The 16,761-nt window shown below is 76.2% G+C and carries 8 protein-coding genes; 1 reads left to right on the top strand and 7 read right to left on the bottom strand.

Features of this window, described 5'->3' with window-relative positions:
- Positions 1–37: 37 nt before the first annotated feature.
- The 7 genes from IE321_RS30435 to IE321_RS30405 all read right to left on the bottom strand — a co-directional run bounded on the left by IE321_RS30435 (position 38) and on the right by IE321_RS30405 (position 15,973).
- Complete coding sequence (locus tag IE321_RS30435) at positions 38–1,504, bottom strand: condensation domain-containing protein (RefSeq protein ID WP_190225245.1); 1,467 nt, start codon at positions 1,502–1,504, stop codon at positions 38–40.
- Complete coding sequence (locus IE321_RS43065) at positions 1,501–1,875, bottom strand: acyl carrier protein (protein WP_308439722.1); 375 nt, start codon at positions 1,873–1,875, stop codon at positions 1,501–1,503. The genes IE321_RS30435 and IE321_RS43065 overlap by 4 nt, the downstream gene beginning before the upstream one ends.
- Entirely contained in the window at positions 1,872–2,096 is a 225-nt protein-coding gene (locus IE321_RS30425; RefSeq protein ID WP_043220546.1) for an MbtH family protein, read from the bottom strand. The genes IE321_RS43065 and IE321_RS30425 overlap by 4 nt, the downstream gene beginning before the upstream one ends.
- Entirely contained in the window at positions 2,093–5,203 is a 3,111-nt protein-coding gene (locus IE321_RS30420; RefSeq protein ID WP_190225244.1) for a non-ribosomal peptide synthetase, read from the bottom strand. Before IE321_RS30420 ends, IE321_RS30425 begins: the two co-directional genes overlap by 4 nt.
- A complete protein-coding gene (locus IE321_RS30415) occupies positions 5,200–6,711 on the bottom strand; it encodes a class I adenylate-forming enzyme family protein (RefSeq protein WP_190225255.1) in 1,512 nt (503 codons plus the stop codon). Before IE321_RS30415 ends, IE321_RS30420 begins: the two co-directional genes overlap by 4 nt.
- A 62-nt stretch (positions 6,712–6,773) precedes the next feature.
- A complete protein-coding gene (locus IE321_RS30410) occupies positions 6,774–12,611 on the bottom strand; it encodes a non-ribosomal peptide synthetase/MFS transporter (RefSeq protein ID WP_190225243.1) in 5,838 nt (1,945 codons plus the stop codon).
- Positions 12,608–15,973: a non-ribosomal peptide synthetase gene (locus tag IE321_RS30405; RefSeq protein ID WP_190225242.1), complete on the bottom strand. Its 3,366-nt coding sequence runs from the start codon at positions 15,971–15,973 to the stop codon at positions 12,608–12,610. The genes IE321_RS30410 and IE321_RS30405 overlap by 4 nt, the downstream gene beginning before the upstream one ends.
- A 533-nt stretch (positions 15,974–16,506) precedes the next feature.
- Between IE321_RS30405 and IE321_RS42280 the strand changes: the two genes are divergently transcribed.
- The coding region (locus IE321_RS42280; RefSeq protein ID WP_229916591.1) for a cellulose binding domain-containing protein at positions 16,507–16,761 on the top strand (255 nt) is incomplete at its 3' end.

Genomic DNA, 16,761 nt, shown 5'->3' with positions numbered 1-16,761 from the left:
TCGGCGTGGGCGAGCGGCCGGGGTACCCGCTCGCCGTTCACCGGCGGGCCTCCGGTCCCGCGAGGAGTCCGGCCAGCCTGGCGAGCCGCGGCGGCGTGCCGGCGGCGGAGGCGACCACGACCTCCTCGATGGCCCGCAGATGGGCGTGGATCGCCTCCGGCGGCAGATAGGCCGTGTCGGCGGTGAGGGTGACGGTCAGCGCGGTCGCGTCGCCGGTCAGGTGGAGGCAGTAGCGGCAGGCCACCCGCTCCTGCGTCGCAGGGAAGTCGAGGGCGGTGCGGCGGCGCAGCTCCGCCAGCTCCGCGGCCGCGGGTGCCGGGTCGGTGGCCGCGGCCCGGTCCACCAGGCGCATGTCGTTGAAGCAGCAGTACGGATGGAGCTCGGCGCCCCGGTCGCGGGCCGCCCGCTCCAGCTGCACGTCCCAGCCGACGGGGTCGTAGGCGGCGGCGTGGTAGCCGGCCAGCGCGGCGGGCCACGCCCCGGCCAGCAGGTCCGTGAAGACCGCCTCGCCGGTGGCGTCCTCCGGCAGCGCCAGGACGAACAGCGCGTCCTGCGACAGCGTGCTGACCAGGGTCCGCCGCAGCTCCGCCGCCCGCTTGCCCGCGATCGGCATCACCGCCGCGGCCGGGTGCCCCTGGCCTGCCGCGACCAGGGCCGCGGCAGCGGTCAGCAGCACCGTGGATCCGCTCACCCCGTGGGCGACCGCCACCGCGTCCACGGCGCGCGGCAGGGCCGCCGAGACCAGCCGGCCCGTCCAGAAGCGCGGTCGGAGCGGTTCCGCCACCCGCTCCGCGAACATCGTCGGCGGCACCTGCGCCAGCCCGCGCTCCCAGTGCGCGAGCGCCGCGTCGCTCGCCCGGCGCCCGGCCGGACCGTGCTGGTGCCGGGCGAGGTCCAGCGGGGTCTCCGGGCTGACCGGTCCGGCCGCCCCGCGCCGGACCAGCAGCCGGAGGTCCCGTACCAGGACCTCGGCGGCGTGGCCGTCGGCGGCGAGGTGGCACAGGGCGAGCACCGCGTGGGTGATCCGCCCACGGCTGCACACCGCGCCCAGCCGCACCGGCCACTCCCCCGCGTAGTCGAACCGGTGGCCGGACAGCTCCGCCAGCAGCGCCTCGGCCGCCTCCCCTGTCCGGTCCGGGTCGGGCTCGTCCCGGACGACGAGCCCGACCCGCCCCTCCGCGTGGAGCCGCTGGGCCGGCTCGCCGTCCTCGGCCACCACCCGGGTGCGCAGCGCCTCGTGCCGCGCCAGCAGCGCGGAGAGCGCCGCACCGAGTCGGGCGGTGTCCACCGGGGCGCCCCGGTCGGCGAGGGGCAGGACCCTGCCGAGGTTGAAGTAGTGGTCGTTGGGGGCGGTCCGGCCGATCGCGTACCAGATGGCGCGCTGTCCCCAGGTGAGGGGCGCGTCGCCCGACCGCCCGCCGGCGAAGGGGACGTCCAGGACCTCGTCCGGGAGGCGGCCCTCCCCCGTCGGGGTCTCCCGCTCCGGGGCGACGGAGGGGCTCATGGGGTGGCCTCCGCACCGAGCCGGATCAGGCGTTCCGTGAGACCGCGCAGGTCCTCGGTGTGGAAGGCGCCGTCCCCGAGGTCGACGAAGACGCCGAACGTCTCCTCCACGGCGTCGACCAGACGCAGCAGGGAGAGCGAGCTGACGCCGAGGGCGGCGAGCGGATCGGTGGAGTCGAGCAGCTCCCGTACGCCGATCAGCCCGTCGGTGGACCGCGACACGAGCGCGGCCACCTGCGGACGGAGCGCTTCCGCGCGGTCGGAGGGGACGGCGGGCGACGGCGGGGCGTCCGACACCCTCCCGTCCGGCACCCTCCCGTCTGACGGCAGCGCGTCCGGCGGCAGGGGCATCGTGTGCTCCGGCGTGCTCATCGGGCCTCCGTCCGGCCGCCGGAGCGCTCGGCGGCCAGTCGCCGGCGCAGGCTCAGCGGGCGGATGTCGGACCAGACGCGGTCGACGTGGGCGACGCACTCCTCCTCGGTGCCGGCGAAGCCCTCGGGCCGCCAGCCCTCGGGCAGCGGAGCGCCCTCCGGCCAGACGGCGTGCTGCTCCTCGTCGTTGACGACGACGGCGTAGCGGGTCTCGTTGCTCATGGCTGCTCCTCGCGCAGGGCACGGACGACGGAGGCGACGTCGCGTGCGGTGGGTGTGTCGAAGAAGACGTCCAGCGGGACGACGGCGCCGAGGCGCTCGTGGATCCGGGCGGCGATGGCGGTGATGATCAGCGAGTGGCCGCCCAGGTCGAAGAAGTCCTCGTCCGGTGTGAGGTCGTCGAGTTCCAGCACCTCGCGCCAGATGGCCAGCACGGCGGCGCCGACCGGATCGAGCGCCTCGTCCGGCGACGGCGCGGCCGTCGGCTCGGGGCGGACGGCCTGGCGGGCGGGCAGGGCGGCGCGGTCCAGCTTGCCGTTGGGCGTCAGCGGGAAGGCGTCCAGGACGACGTACGCCCCCGGGAGCACGGCCGCGGGGAGGGAGTCGGCGAGGAAGGCGCGCAGCGCGTCGGGATGCGGCGCCGTGCCGGACGGGACGACGTAGGCGGTGAGGCGGCGGTCGCCCTCAGGGCCGTGCAGGGCCGCGGCCGCCTCGGCGACCGCGGGGTGCCGGGCCAGTCGGGCCTCGATCTCGCCCAGCTCGATCCGGTGGCCCCGCAGCTTCACCTGGTCGTCGGCGCGGCCGAGGAAGTCCAGGGCTCCGTCGGTGCCGCGCCGCACCAGGTCGCCGGTGCGGTACATGCGGGTGCCGGGCGGGCCGTACGGGTCGGGCAGGAAGCGGGTGGCGGTGAGCCCGGGCCGCCCCCGATAGCCGTGCGCGACCCCGTCGCCGCCCAGGTACAGCTCGCCGGCGGTGCCGTACGGCACCGGCCTCGCGTCGCGATCGAGCACGTAGACGCGGGTGTTGGCGAGCGGGGAGCCGAGGGAGACGGAGCCCTCGGCGGTGAGGGCGGGCTCGGCGAGCGTGGACCAGATCGTGGTCTCGGTGGGGCCGTAGCCGTTGACCAGCCGTGCGGTCGCGGCCGTCAGACGGGCGACGAGCGGCGCGGGCAGGGCCTCGCCCCCGGTGAGGGCGGTCAGGACGGTGGCGGTTCCGTCGAGGCCGGCGTCGAGGAGCAGTCGCCAGCCGCTGGGCGTCCCCTGCACGTGGGTGACGCCCTCGCGGCGGATCAGGTCGAGCAGCGCGGGCCCGTCGCGGTGGGCGGCCTCGGGGACGAGGACGACGCGCCCGCCGGTCGTCAGGGGCAGCAGCAGCTCGACGGCGGAGATGTCGAACGACAGCGAGGTCAGCCCGAGCCAGCGGTCCTCCGGGCGGGAGCCGAGGTGCTCGGCGAGGCTGCCGAGGACGATCGCGAGGGCGGAGTGCGGCACCGCGACGCCCTTGGGGCGGCCGGTGGTGCCCGAGGTGTAGAGCACGTACGCGGGGAGGGACGGATCGGGGAGCGGGAGGGACGGCAGGGTGGCTCGGGCCGCCGGGGCGAGGTCCGCGGGGGTGAGGTCGCCGGCGTCCTCCGGGGCGTGGGTGACGCGCAGGGCGAGGGCGGCGTCCGCACGGACGAAGGCCAGCCGCTCCGCCGGATAGGCGGGGTCCAGCGGCAGGTGGGCCGCCCCGGCGGCCAACGTGCCGAGGACGCTGACGAGCTGGTCGAGACCGCGCGGCAGCGCGATGCCGACGAGGGTGCCCGGTCCGGCGCCGTGCCGGGCGAGCGCCGCCGCGGCGTGCGCGACCCGGCGGGTCAGCTCGGCGTACGTGACGTGCTCTCCGTCCGCGACGACGGCGACCGCCTCCGGGTGTTCCGCCGCCCGGGCGGCGAGCAGCGCGGGGACCGTGCGAGCGGTGAGTTCCGGGCGCGGGGCCGGCGCGGCCAGCTGGTCGCGCAGCTCGTCCGCGTCGAGCAGCGGCAGTTCCCCGAGGAGGGTCGTGGGGTCGGCGAGGGCCGCGTCGAGCAGGCGCGTCCAGTGGCCGACGATCCGGTGGACGGTGCCGGCGGTGAGACACCCGCCGTGCGTGGCCGCGGCCTCGGGGAGGTCCGCGATCGGTCCGCCGTCCTCCCCGGGCCTGGGCCCGAAGGGCGGCGCGGTCCGGAACTGCGCGCTGCCGTGGATCTCGTCCCCGCTGTCCACGAGCTGGAGGTGAAGGAGGTTGCGAACCGCGTCGGGGAAGCCGATCCAGCGCACCCGGGCGGTCACGGCCCCGAAGTCCGGCGCGGGCGCGGCGGGGCGGCGCCGGTAGCTGACCGACAGCGGGGTGAGGGCCGTCCGCGGGGTGAGGCCGCGGAGCGCCTGCCCGAGGGGGACGGCCCGGTGCGGGTACAGCGCGCGCAGCTCGCCCCGCACCGCGCGCACCCAGTCCTCGAACGGCAGGCGTCCGGGGTGACGGCCGTCGACGGGCCGGACCCGCACGGGCAGTTCGTTGACGGCGAGTCCGACGCCCACCGGCGCTCCGGGCGTCCGCAGGGACAGCTCGATCGCCGTGGAGGGGGCGGGGTCCCCGTAGCGGACGAGGAGCGCGTGCCAGGCGGAGAGGAGGAGTTCGAAGCGGGTGACGCCGAGCTTCCGGGCGGCCTCCGCGAGCGCGGCGCAGCGCTCGTCGTCGAGCCGGAACGGCACCTCGGCGCCGGGCGCGGCCACCAGACCGCCGTCCGCGGGCGGCACCAGGCCGGGCAGGACGGGCGCGTCCGGCGCGTACCCGCGCTCCTCCCAGTACGCGCGGGCGGCGGCGAGGGCCTCCGGTGCGGGCGGGCCCGCCGGGACCTCGGCGGTGGGCGGCAGGGGCTCGCCCCGGTAGCCGGCGGCGAGGTCGGCGACGAGGCGGTCCTTGGACTCGCCGTCGAGGACGAGGTGGTGGGCGACGACCAGGAGGACGTGGTGTTCGGGGCCCGTACGGAACAGGGTGAAGCGGCAGAGGGGACCGGCGTCGGCGTCGAACGGCGTCGCGCGCTCGCGGGCCAGGGCGGCGTCCAGCTCCTCGGGCGCGCAGTCGGCGCGCCGCGGCGCCGGGACCTCGCAGCGGTGGAGGGAGCCGTCCGGTCCCGGCCGGCTCGCGAGCGCCGGGTGGTGCGCGGTCACCGCCCGGCAGGCGTGGTCGAGGGCCTCGGTGTCGAGCGGGCCGGCGAGGTCGAGGGTGACGGCCAGGTGGTAGGCGCCGCCGGTGTCGCGGGTGCGCTCGGTGAGCCAGATGCCGTGCTGGGCCGGGCTGAGCTGGGTCATGGGGTGGCCTCGCGTGGGTCGTGGGTGAGGATCCGGCGCAGCTCCCGCTTGAGGACCTTGCCGCCCTCGTTTCGGGGGAGCTCGTCGAGGAACAGGACGGTCGCGGGGAGTTCGTGGACGGACAGCAGGTCGAGCAGGAAGGCCCGCAGGGCGGTCGCGGTCAGGCCGTCGCGGTCGCCGCCGCTGCCCACCGGATCCGCGCCGCGCGGGACGACGGCGGCGGCCACGACGCTCCCCAGGACGGAGTGCGGGACGCCGACCGCGGCGGCGTCGGCGACGTCCGGGTGGGCGTGCAGCGCGTTCTCGACCTGGAGCGTGGAGACCTTGTGGGCACCGGACTTGACGACGTCCCGCTCACGGTCGAGGAGGTGCAGGAAGCCGTCCTCGTCGACACGGCCGAGGTCGCCCATCCGGGTCCAGCCGCCGTGGAACACCCCGTCGCCGCCGTCCCCCAGGTAGGCGCGCGGGGCACCGGGTGAGCGGAGCCACAGCTCACCGGGCTCGCCGGGCGGCAGCGGGCGTCCCGCCCCGTCGGTGACGCGCAGGTCGGCCAGCGAGGCCGGCCGGCCGGGCGACCACGGCCGGGCCGGGTCGAAGAGCAGCGTGATCTGGGCGGGGGCGGCCTCCGTCGACGTGTAGTAGTTGACGATCTGGGCCGGGGCGAACGCCCGGCTGAGCCCGAGCGCCACCTGGTGGGGCAGGGCCGCGGCGGTCGAGCCGACGAGGCGGACGGTGCCGAGGGCGCCGGCCTCGGCGGCGGCGGCCAGGGCCGGTGAGCCGAGGAGTTCGATCGCCATGGCGGGCACCACGAAGACGCTGCCGACGCCGTGCTCGGCGATCGCCCGGAGGAACCGCGCCGGGGTGAACTGCGGCGCGGTGACACAGGTCGCGTGCGCGTCGAGCGCGTTGACCAGCATGGTCTGGCCCGCGTTGCTGCCCACGGGGAAGGCGTGCAGGAAGGTACGGGAGTGCCGGAGCGGCCGGCGCCGCTCGTCGCGCGTGCAGCCGTGGACCAGGTTCGCGTGCGCGGCCACCACGCCCTTGGGGACGCCGGTGGTGCCGGAGGTGTAGAGGATCTGGGCCGGGGCCGCCGGGTCGGGCTCGGGGAGACGCGGGTCGGACGGATGCCCGACCGCGTCCTCCTCGGTGAGCCCGCGCACGCCCGGCGGCGTGCCGGTCGGCAGACCGGGGCCCGCGTGCACGAGGAGGCGGGCCCCCGAGTCCGTCAGGGCGTGCTCCAGGCCGGCGGGCGACATCCGGTCGGAGAGCGGGACGGCGACGCCGCCGGCCCGCAGGACGGCGAGGAACGCCACCGCGTACTCCGTCCACCGGTCCGTGCCGAACCACAGTCCCACCCGGTCCCCGTCGGCGAGCCCGGCCGCGCGCAGGGCGGCGGCCAGGGCGCCGCTGCGGTCCTGCCAGTCGGCGAAGCCCAGTCGCGCCGGTCCGTTGACGATCGCCGTACGGTCTCCGTGGGCGGCGGCCCGATGGGCGAGCAGCACCGGCAGGGAGGCGGGCGGGGCCGGGGCGGGGCCCGCGGGGGAACCGCCGGGCCCGGGACGACGGCGGATCACGGCGCACCCGCCTTCGCCCGGCCGCCTGCGGAGTCCGACTCTTCGCCACGGTCCGCGGCACTCGTCTCGGCCACGCGGGCGGAGACTCGCTCCGCGGTGCTCGCCTCCGCCCGGGGGGCGCCGTCGGGCGTCTTCGCCCTGCGCCCAGCGGCGCTCGCCTGCGCCCGGCGGTCCGCCGCGGCGCGGGCGCGTTCCCGCAGGCCGACCAGGTCGTCCGGCTCCGCGTCGGGGACGTCGCGGTCGAAGCGCGCCAGCGACGGCAGCCGGAGACCGAGGACGACCAGGCCCGCCATCGCCAGCCCGAACAGCACGTACATCAGGGCGATGCCCCGGCCGGGGCCCGTGCCGATGAGCGGCCCGAAGACCGGGGCGAGGGCGCCGCCGGGCTCCATCAGCGGCCCGAAGAACCCGGATCCGAGCGGGGCGACGACACCGTGGCCCAGCGGAATCGTGGACCAGGCGACCAGCGTGTTGAGGGCGAACACCCGCCCGTGGAACCGCTGCGCCACCTTCGTCTGGACGATCGTCGCGTAGATGCCGTTGACGAGGGCGAGGGCGAAGGACATCCCGAAGGCCCCGAGGGCGACCACCCACAGGTTCGCGCGCAGCCCCGTGACGGCACCCGCCAGGGCGAGGAGGCCGGCGAGGGCGAGCATGCCGCGCAGCCGGTGGCGGCGCGGCCCGCCCCAGAAGCCCATGGCCACACCGCCCAGGAGCGCGCCGGCGCCGCCCGCGACCGCGACCCGGGCCGCTCCCCCGAGGTCGTCGAAGGCGAGGACCAGCGGGGTGGTGAGGAGGAAGAGCGGCGAGAGGAAGACGTTGAGCCCCGCGAACCACAGGAGCATCGAGCGGAAGCCGCGGTGCCGCCACGCGTGGGCGAAGCCGTTGCGGATCTCCGTGCCGAGGGACTCGCGCCGGGTCCAGGGCAGCGTGCGGGGGAACCGCACCACGAGGAGGATCCCGATGGCCACGACGTAGCTGATCACGTCGATGACGAGGATGCCGCGCAGCCCGATCGCCGCCATCAGCGCGACGGCGGCCAGCGGGACGACGAACTGCGCCGTGCCGAAGGCAAGCTGGACGATGCCGTTGGCGTGGCCCAGATAGCGCTTGGGCACGAGCTGCGGCACGGCCGAGGCGTACGCGAGCCGCTGGAAGGTCAGGGCGACGGAGAGCACTCCGAGCAGGACGTACACCTCCCACGACCGGAGCTGGCCGGTGAGGAGGAGGACGAGCAGTCCGGCCTGGGTGGCGCCGGCGGCGACGTCGCCGACGAGCATCACCCTGCGCCGGTCCATCCGGTCGACCAGCGCCCCGGCGAGCGGGCCGACCAGGATGCCGGGGAGCATGGCGACGACCGCGTACAGCGCGTACCGGGCCATCGAGCCGGTCTCCAGGAGGATCCAGATCGGGAGGGCGAACTCGGTGAGCGCGGAGCCGGTGATGGAGGCGAGCTGACCGCCCGCGACCAGCAGGAAGCGCCTCATGCCGGGCTGCGGGCCGTCGTCCGGCTCGGTGCCGGGAGCCGGGCCGTCGCCACTTCCGGCGGCACGGCCGGGTGCGGGCCCCGGACCGTCGGCGGGGCCCGTTCCGGAGGCGATCGGTGCGGCGGCATCGGTGACGGGTCCGGTCTCGCCGTGGAACCACCAGGAGTTCTCCGGGTCGGCCGCGGGCAGCGCGTCGGTCGTGCCGTCCAGCACGGCACGGTGCACGCGCGTGACGGCCTCCGCGACCTCGACGGCCCGATAGGTGATGAAGAAGTGCCCGCCCTCGTCCAGCACGGCCACGGCCGAGCGCTCGGCGAGGAGCAGCCATTCCCGGTAGCGCTCCTGGTAGAAGTCGGCGGCCGGGTCCCGGTCGCCGACCAGCGAGACCAGCGGCGCGCGCAGCCGGGGCGCGCCGTCGGCGACCTCCGCGATGGCCCGGGTGAACCAGTCCTCCGCGGCCATCGTGTCCCGGCGCATGTTGCCGATGACGAACCGGACCTGCTCCTCGTCGAGCTCGGAGGTGTCGACGCCCATGCCGGTCAGCCAGTTGGCGTACGTCCGGTCGCCGACCAGCGGCTCCAGCGAGGCGAGCTTCCCGAGGGTGGTGAGGACGCGGCTGCGCGGCTTCGCGAAGGGGTACTGGGCGCCGGCGTACACGCCCTCCAGCTCCCGGCCGGACGCCTCCAGGGAGCGCGCGACGGCGACGGCGAGCGCCGTGCCCACGGCGCAGTGGCCGTAGACGACGAGCGGGCCCTCCACCCGCTCCCGGACCTCCGCGGCAATGCCCTCGGCGAGGTCGTCGAAGGAGAGGCGCTGCTCGGTCACCCCGAGGTCGTGTCCGGGGATGGCGACGGCCCACAGTTCGGTGTCGGGCGGCAGCGCGTCGGCGACGGGCTGGTAGACGACGGCGCTGCCGCCCCCGTACGGGACGCAGACGAGGGTGAGCCGCCGCCGCTCGGCGGAGACCGCGCGGGTGAGCCGGTGCAGCAGGGACCGCGGTCCGCTCTCCCGCTCGTCCCGGGCGGCGACGGCCGCGAGTTCGCGGACCGTGCGGTGGGTGAACAGGTCCATCACGCTGATGGGGCGGGCCCCGGTCTCGGTCAGCCGCTTGCGGGCCTTGGCCACGACCTGGGTGGCGAGGAGCGAATGGCCGCCGAGATCGAAGAAGTTGTCGTGGGCGCCCACGCGGGGCAGTCCCAGGACCTCCGCCCAGATCTCGGCGAGGACGACCTCGGCCGGCGTCTCGGGCTCGGCCGCCCCGGCCGAGCGGTGGACCGTCGGGACGGGCAGCGCCCGCCGGTCCAGCTTGCCGCTCGGCGTGAGCGGCAGCGCGGGCACGACGGTGAAGGCGGTCGGCACCTGGTGGTCGGGGAGGCTGCGCCGGAGCGTGGCGCGCAGCGCGGCCGGATCGGGCTCGTCGGTGCCCGCCGCGGGTACCAGGTAGCCGACGAGGCGCTTGTCGCCGGGCCGGTCCTCGCGCACCACGACGGCGGCGGCCGCGATGCCGGGCTGGGCGCGGAGCGCGGCCTCGATCTCGCCGGGCTCGATCCGCAGGCCGCGGATCTTGATCTGCTGGTCGATCCGGCCGAGGTGTTCGAGCGTGCCGTCGGGGCGCCGGCGCGCGAGGTCTCCGGTGCGGTAGAGCCGGGAGCCGGGCGGGCCGTACGGGTCGGGGACGAAACGGATGGCGGTGAGGCCGGGGCGCCGGTGGTAGCCGAGGGCGACGGCGGTCCCGCCGATGTGGAGCTCCCCGGGGGCGCCGGGCGGCACCGGGCGCAGCCGCTCGTCGAGCACGTAGAGGCGGGTGTTGTCGATGGGGAGGCCGATCGGGACGGTCTCCATCGGCCCCGCGCACTCCCACGCGGAGACGTCCACGGCGGCTTCGGTGGGGCCGTACAGGTTGGCCAGGGACAGGCCCCGCAGCCGCGAGGTCAGCTCGCGGGCGGCGTCCGGAGGCAGCGCCTCGCCGCTGCACACCACGCGCCGCAGCCCGGTGCAGCGCTCCACGCCCTCCTCGGAGAGGAACGCGGTGAGCATCGCCGGAACGAAGTGGGCGACGGTGACGCCGGCGGAGACGACGAGGTCGCGCAGGTAGCCGCTGTCCTTCTGTCCGCCGGGCTTGGCGAGCACGATCCGCGCGCCGGTGGTGAGCGGCCAGAAGAACTCCCACACCGACACGTCGAATCCGGTCGGCGTCTTCTGGAGGACCGCGTCGTCGGGCCCGATCCGGTACGCCTCCTGCATCCACTGGACGCGGTTGGCGATGGCCCGGTGGCTGTTGGGCACGCCCTTCGGGGGGCCGGTGGTGCCGGAGGTGTAGATGACGTACGCGGTGTCGTCCGGCCGCGGGCCGGCGGGCACCGCGCGCGCCCGCGGCCACTCGGCGGGGTCGTCGAGGAGCAGGACGCGGGCGGTGCAGCCGTCGGGGGTGGCGAGCCCCCGCTGGGTGAGCAGGACCGGGGCGTCGCTGTCGGCGAGCAGGAAGGCCAGGCGCTCGGCCGGGTAGTCCGGTTCGAGGGGGGTGTACGCGGCTCCGGTGCGCAGCACGCCGAGGAGCCCGGCGACGAGCTCCGGCGAGCGCTCGGCGCTCACGGCGACCAGGTCGCCGGGGCTGACGCCCTCCGCGGCGAGGCGGGCGGCGAGGCGGGGGTCCAGGGCCTCCAGGGCGCGGTACGTCAGGGCGGGCCGGTCCTCGACGGCGACCGCCACCGCGTCCGGGGTGCGGGCGGCCTGCTCGGCGAAGAGGGCGGTCAGGGTGGTGGCCGGCCGGTCGACGGCGGTGTCGTTGAACCGCTCGGTCTCGAACGCCCGCTCCTCGTCGGTGAGGGCGTCGAGGCCGGAGAGGGGGGCGTCGGGCGTGGTGGCGACGGCGTCGAGCAGTCGTCCGAGGTGGGACGCGAGGAGGGCGACGTCCTCCTCGGCGAAGAGGTCGGTGTTGTAGTTGAAGGAGCCGTACAGGCCCTCCGGCCACTCCTGGAGGAAGAGTTCGAGGTCGAAGCGCGTGCCGCTCGCCCGGACGCCGAAAGGCTCCACTTCCACGGGAAGTCCGAGGGCGGTGTCGTCGCGCTGGACGGCGTAGTTCTGCACGGCGAGGACGGCCTGGAAGACCGGGGGCCGCGACACGTCGCGGGGCACGTTCAGCTCGCTGACCAGGCGGTCGAAGGGCAGCTCCTGGTGGGCGTACGCGTCGAGGCCGGTCTCGCGGGTGCGGCGGACCAGGTCGGCGAAGGACGGATCGCCCTCCAGCCTCGCGGGCAGCGCGAGCACGTTCACGAACATGCCGACCAGCGGCTCCAGTTCGGGCTCGGAGCGGCCGGCGACGGGCGAGCCGACGGCGAAGTCGCGCCGCCCGCCGTAGTGGGACAGCAGGACCTGGAACGCGGCCAGGAGCACCATGTGCGGGGTGGCGTCGTGTCGGTCGCCCAGGGCGGTGAGCCGGTCGAGCAGCGGCCGGTCCACGGAGAAGGCGTACCCGGCGCCCTCGAAGGTCTGCCGGGGCGGCCGGGGCCGCGAGAAGGCCAGCTCCAGCGGCTCGACCCCGCCGAGCTCGCGTCCCCAGTGCGCGAGCTCGGCGGCGAGCCGCTCACCGCTCAGGCGCTCGCGCTGCCAGAGCGCGAAGTCGCCGTACTGGACGGCGAGTTCCGGGAGCGGGTCCGGCGCGCCGGCCGCCCGCGCCGCGTAGCTCCGCAGCACCTCCCCGAGCAGCACCTCGCTCGACCAGCCGTCGCTCACGCTGTGGTGGACGAGCAGCAGGAGGACGTGGTCGTCGTCGGCGAGCCGCACCAGGAGCGACCGGAACAACGGCCCGTCCTCCAGGTCGAAGGGGACCGCGGCGGCCTCGTCCACGATCCGTTCGGCGGCGGCCTCGTCGGCCGCCTCCACCAGGGTGAACGCGGCCGGCCCGGGCGGGTCGACGACGAGCAGCGGACGCCCGTCCTCGGTCGCCGGGTAGCGGGACCGCAGCGTCTCGTGGCGGGCGACGCTCGCGTCGAGCGCGGCCCGGAGGGCGTCGGCGTCCAGGGGGCCGCGCAGCCGCCGTACGACGGGAATGTTGTACGCGGAGGTCCCGGGCGCGAACTGCTCCATGAACCACAGCCGCTCCTGCGCGAAGGAGAGCGGTGCGGGCGTTCCCGGGGCGCGGCGGGGAATGACGGCCGTCGGCTTCGCCCGGGACGCCAGCCGCCGCCGGAGGAGCTCGCGCTTGGCGTCGGAGAGGGCGGGCGCGGCGGAGCCGGATGCCGAGGGCCGACCGGCCGGAGCCGTGGCGCCGGGAGTCGGCGGGGGCGCCGTCGCCGGCCGGGGCGCCGGGGGCGGGTCGGCCGGAGCCGTGGTGTCGGTGGGGCTCATGGGGTCGGTCGGCTTCCTTCCAGGGCGTCCTGGGCTGCCAGGAGTTCGACGGCGGCGGCCTCGGACAGGGTGTCGATCTCGGCGGCCAGGGCGGCTTCGACGGCCTCGGCGAAGGCGGCCACCGTGCGGCGGGTGAAGAGCGCGCGGAGCGGGACGGACAGGTCGACCGCGGCGCGGACCCGGGCGACGACCCGGGTGGCGAGGAGCGAGTGGCCGCCCAGGTCGAAGAAGCCGTCGTCCGCGCCGATGCCGTCGACGCCCAGGACCTCGCCCCAGACCTCGGCGACGAGCTCCTCGGCCTCCGTGCGGGGCGGTACGTGCTCGGCCCGGGGCGCGGCAGCCGCGTCGGGCGCCGGCAGCGCGGCCCGGTCGAGCTTGCCGTTCGGGGTGAGCGGCAGCGCGTCCAGGAGGACGAAGGCGTGGGGCACCGCGTGCGGAGGGAGCACGGCGGCGAGTCCGGCGCGCAGGGCGTCCGCGTCGGGTGCGGGAGCGTCCGGGACGGGGACCACGTGGGCGACGAGGACGTCCCCGCGCGCGGTGACCACCGCCCGCACCACGCCCGGCAGCGCGAGGAGCGCGGCCTCCACCTCCCCGGGCTCGACCCGGTAGCCCCGCACCTTGACCTGGTCGTCGATGCGCCCCAGGAACTCCAGCGCCCCGTCGGCCCGGCGCCGCACCAGGTCGCCGGTGCGGTAGCGGCGTGCGCCCGGCGGCCCGTCGGGGTCGGGCACGAACGCGCGGGCGGTCGCGCCGGGCCGGCCCAGGTAGCCGTCGGTGACTCCGGCCCCGCCGATGACGAGCTCCCCGGGCGTTCCGGGGGGCACCGGGCCGCCGTGCCGGTCAAGGACCGCGACGGTGGTCGCCCCGATCGGGCGTCCGATCGGCGGACGGGTGGTGCCGTCCTCGTCGCCGAGGACCGCCGTGGTCGCGATGATCGTCGTCTCGGTGGGACCGTACGAGTTGACGAGCCGCACCCGGTCGCCGAACCGCGCCCGCCAGGCCGCGACGGCGTGCGGCTGGACCTGGTCGGCGCCGAGGATCAGCAGGCGCAGCCGGTCCGGCCACGGAGTCTCGTCCAGGTCGGCCACCAGGTGGTGCCAGTAGGGCGTGGGCAGGTCGAGCACGGTGACGCCGGCGGCGTACGGCTCGGCCAGCTGGTCGGGCAGGGTGGTGTCGGGCCGGGCGGTGACGAGGACGGCACCCGCGGCCAGCGCGGGGAACAGCTCCTCGGCGCTGGTGTCGAAGGAGAGCGTGGCGTACTGCAGCACGCGGTCGTCGCCGGTGAGGCCGTACCCCTCGCGCATCCAGGCGACGCGCGCGGCGAGCGCCCGGTGGGGCACGAGCACGCCCTTGGGCGTTCCCGTCGAGCCGGACGTGTAGATGAGGTACGCCGGGTCGTCGGGACCGGCTTCGTCGGCAGCGGGCGGCCCGGACGACGCGCCGGGTACGGGCTCCGCCGGGTCGTGGAGCGAGGACAGGACCGGCATCCCGCCGGGAACGCCGTCGGGGAAGCCGTCGGGGAAGCCGTCGGGCGGGGTCCCGTCCGGGGTGACGAGCAGCGCGGCGCGGCTGTCGGTGAGCATGAGGGCGAGCCGGGAGGCGGGGTACGCGGGGTCGAGCGGGAGGTAGCCCGCGCCGAGGCGCCAGGCGGCGAGCAGGGCGACGACGGCCCGCGGGCCCCGGGGCAGGCAGAGCGCGACCAGGTCGCCGCGGGTGACGCCGTGCGCGGCCATCCGGGCGGCGAGCGCCCGGGACGCGTCTGCGAGCGCGCCGCGGGTCAGGGTCTCGTCGGGACCGACGACGGCGAGGGCGTCGGGCCGCTCGGCCGCCGCCAGGTCGACGGCCCGCAGGACGGTCGTCGCGGGCGGCCTGGTGAGGGCGGGGCCGCGGGACCCGTCGGCGAGGAGACGGAGTTCGTCCGCGTCGAGAAGAGGGAGCCGGTGGACCGGCGTCTCGGGGGCGGCGAGCGCGGCCCGGAGCAGTGTCTCGAAGCGGGACGCGAACGCGGCGGCGGTGCGGGCGTGCAGCAGGTCGGTGCGGTAGCCGAAGACGGCGTGCAGGTCGTCCCCGTCCGGCCTCATGTCCAGGCCCAGTTCGAACTTGGCCGCGGTGTGCCCGCCGTCGGTCTCGACGCACGTCAGATCGGCGAAGCTCTGCTCGCCGAGCGCGCCGCCCTCGTGGGTGTGGACGGCGAGCAGGGTCTGGAAGACGGGCGTGCGGCTCGCGTCGCGGTCGGGCCCCAGCTCTTCGGTCAGGCGCTCGAAGGGGATGCGCCGGTGGGTGAGCGCGCGCAGCCAGTCGGACCGTGTCTTGCGCAGTGCCGTGAGGAAGGTGGGGGCTCCGGCGAAGTCGGCCCGCAGGACGAGGGCGGAGGAGAAGTAGCCGATCGTCCGTTCGCTGTCGACGGTGTCGCGGGCGGCGGTGGGCACGCCGACGCAGAAGTCGTCCTGTCCGGTGCTCCGGTGGAGCAGGCTCGCGTAGGCGGTGGCGAGCACCATGAACGGCGTGACGCGGTGGGCGCGGGCGAAGGCGTCCCGGGTGGGACCGATCCCGCGCAGCACCCGGGTGTGGTAGGCCCCGGAGCTGCTGGGCGCGGCCGGCCGGGGCAGATCGAGTGGCAGCTCCAACGCGGGCGCCCCGGCCAGGTGTTCGCGCCAGTAGGCAAGAGCGTTGGCGGCCTCGGGTCCGTCGAGCCAGGCGCGCTCGGCGGCGGCGTGCGCCCGATAGGAGGGCACGGCGGGGAGAGAGGCGTCGCGGCCTTCCCGGTGGGCCGCGTAGCGTTCGGCGAGTTCGGTCCGGAGCAGCCCGAGCGACCAGCCGTCCGCGACGATGTGGTGCAGGACGAGGCAGAGCAGGTGCTCCTCGTCGCCGGTGCGCAGCAGCGCGGCCCTGAGCACCGGCCCCCGGGCCAGGTCGAAGCCCGCGTTGGTGAGCGAGGCGAGCGTCTCGGCGGCCTCCCGCGCGTCGGCGCCCCGCAGATCGAGCCGGTCGAGGGGGACGGGCCGGGGATCGTCCACGACCGCCGAGGGCCGTCCGTCCGCGGCGGGAAACCGCGTGCGCAGGGCCTCGTGGCGGGCCACGACACCGTCGAGCGCCCGCCCCAGCGCCGCGGCGTCGAGCACGCCGCCGAGCCGCAGCACGTAGGGAATGTTGTACGCGGGGTCCCCCGGCTCCAACTGGTCCAGGAACCAGAGCCGTTCTTGCCCGACGGACAGCACCCCGGCGTTCCCGTCCACGACACCGGCCGGCGGCTCGACTCCCGAGGTCACTGCATGGACTCCTGTTTCGACGCGGAGCGCGACGCCGGCGAGGGCGCCACAGGGAAAGGACCGGGCGTACCTGAAAGGAACGATTCCGGACATGAAGAGAGGGGGTGCCCGGGGGAACAGGAGCCCTCGTGGGGCGGCCGCCGCGACGGCACCGATGCTAGGGAGCAGCCCGAGGTGAGGTCAATGGTCTGGACCATCCGATCGCGGCGACTTCCGGCGACGGAAGCCGGTCGCCGCAGTTGAGAGCACTGGTCGGATCGCGACCTTCGCTCGCCACCCCGTCGGAAGCGACCCCCTTTCCGGCATCCACCCCCAGAGCCCCCTTCCTCCACGGGGCGCGAGGCGCCGACTCCGGGTCGCGCGCCTGGAAGGTCACACCCTGGCCGGAACTACGCCCCCATCGAACGCACGGACAGAGGCGCACGGAAACGGGCAATCACCATCGGGGCGGCCGCCCCGACTCAACAGCCCCTTGGTCCATACCACTTGACGATTGGTCTAGTCCTTCCTAAGGTCGCGGCAACACTGCGGTGGGTGCAAAGGAGGGACACCACGCACCCAGGGACCCGCAGGGTCGACAGGCCAGGGACCATCCCTGTCCGCCGAACCCCTCCCGAGGAGCACCCTTGAGCACTCTCACGCGGCGGCGCAGTACCGAAGCGCCACGGAGCAACGTCCCCCACACGCGGTCGAAAGCACTTGCGGGCGCCACCGCGCTGCTCCTCCCGCTGGCCGCCATGGTCGGCCTCGCCGCGCCCGCCGAGGCGGCGACCTCGGCCACCGCCACGTACGCCAAGGCATCCGACTGGGGTTCCGGCTTCGAGGGCAGGTGGACCGTCAAGAACACCGGCACCACCACCATCACCTCCTGGACCCTGGAG

The sequence above is a fragment of the Streptomyces hydrogenans genome (assembly GCF_014656075.1).
Lineage (GTDB): Bacteria > Actinomycetota > Actinomycetes > Streptomycetales > Streptomycetaceae > Streptomyces > Streptomyces hydrogenans.
Note: the sequence above shows the minus strand (reverse complement) of the source record. Positions and strands in the feature narration are given on the sequence as shown.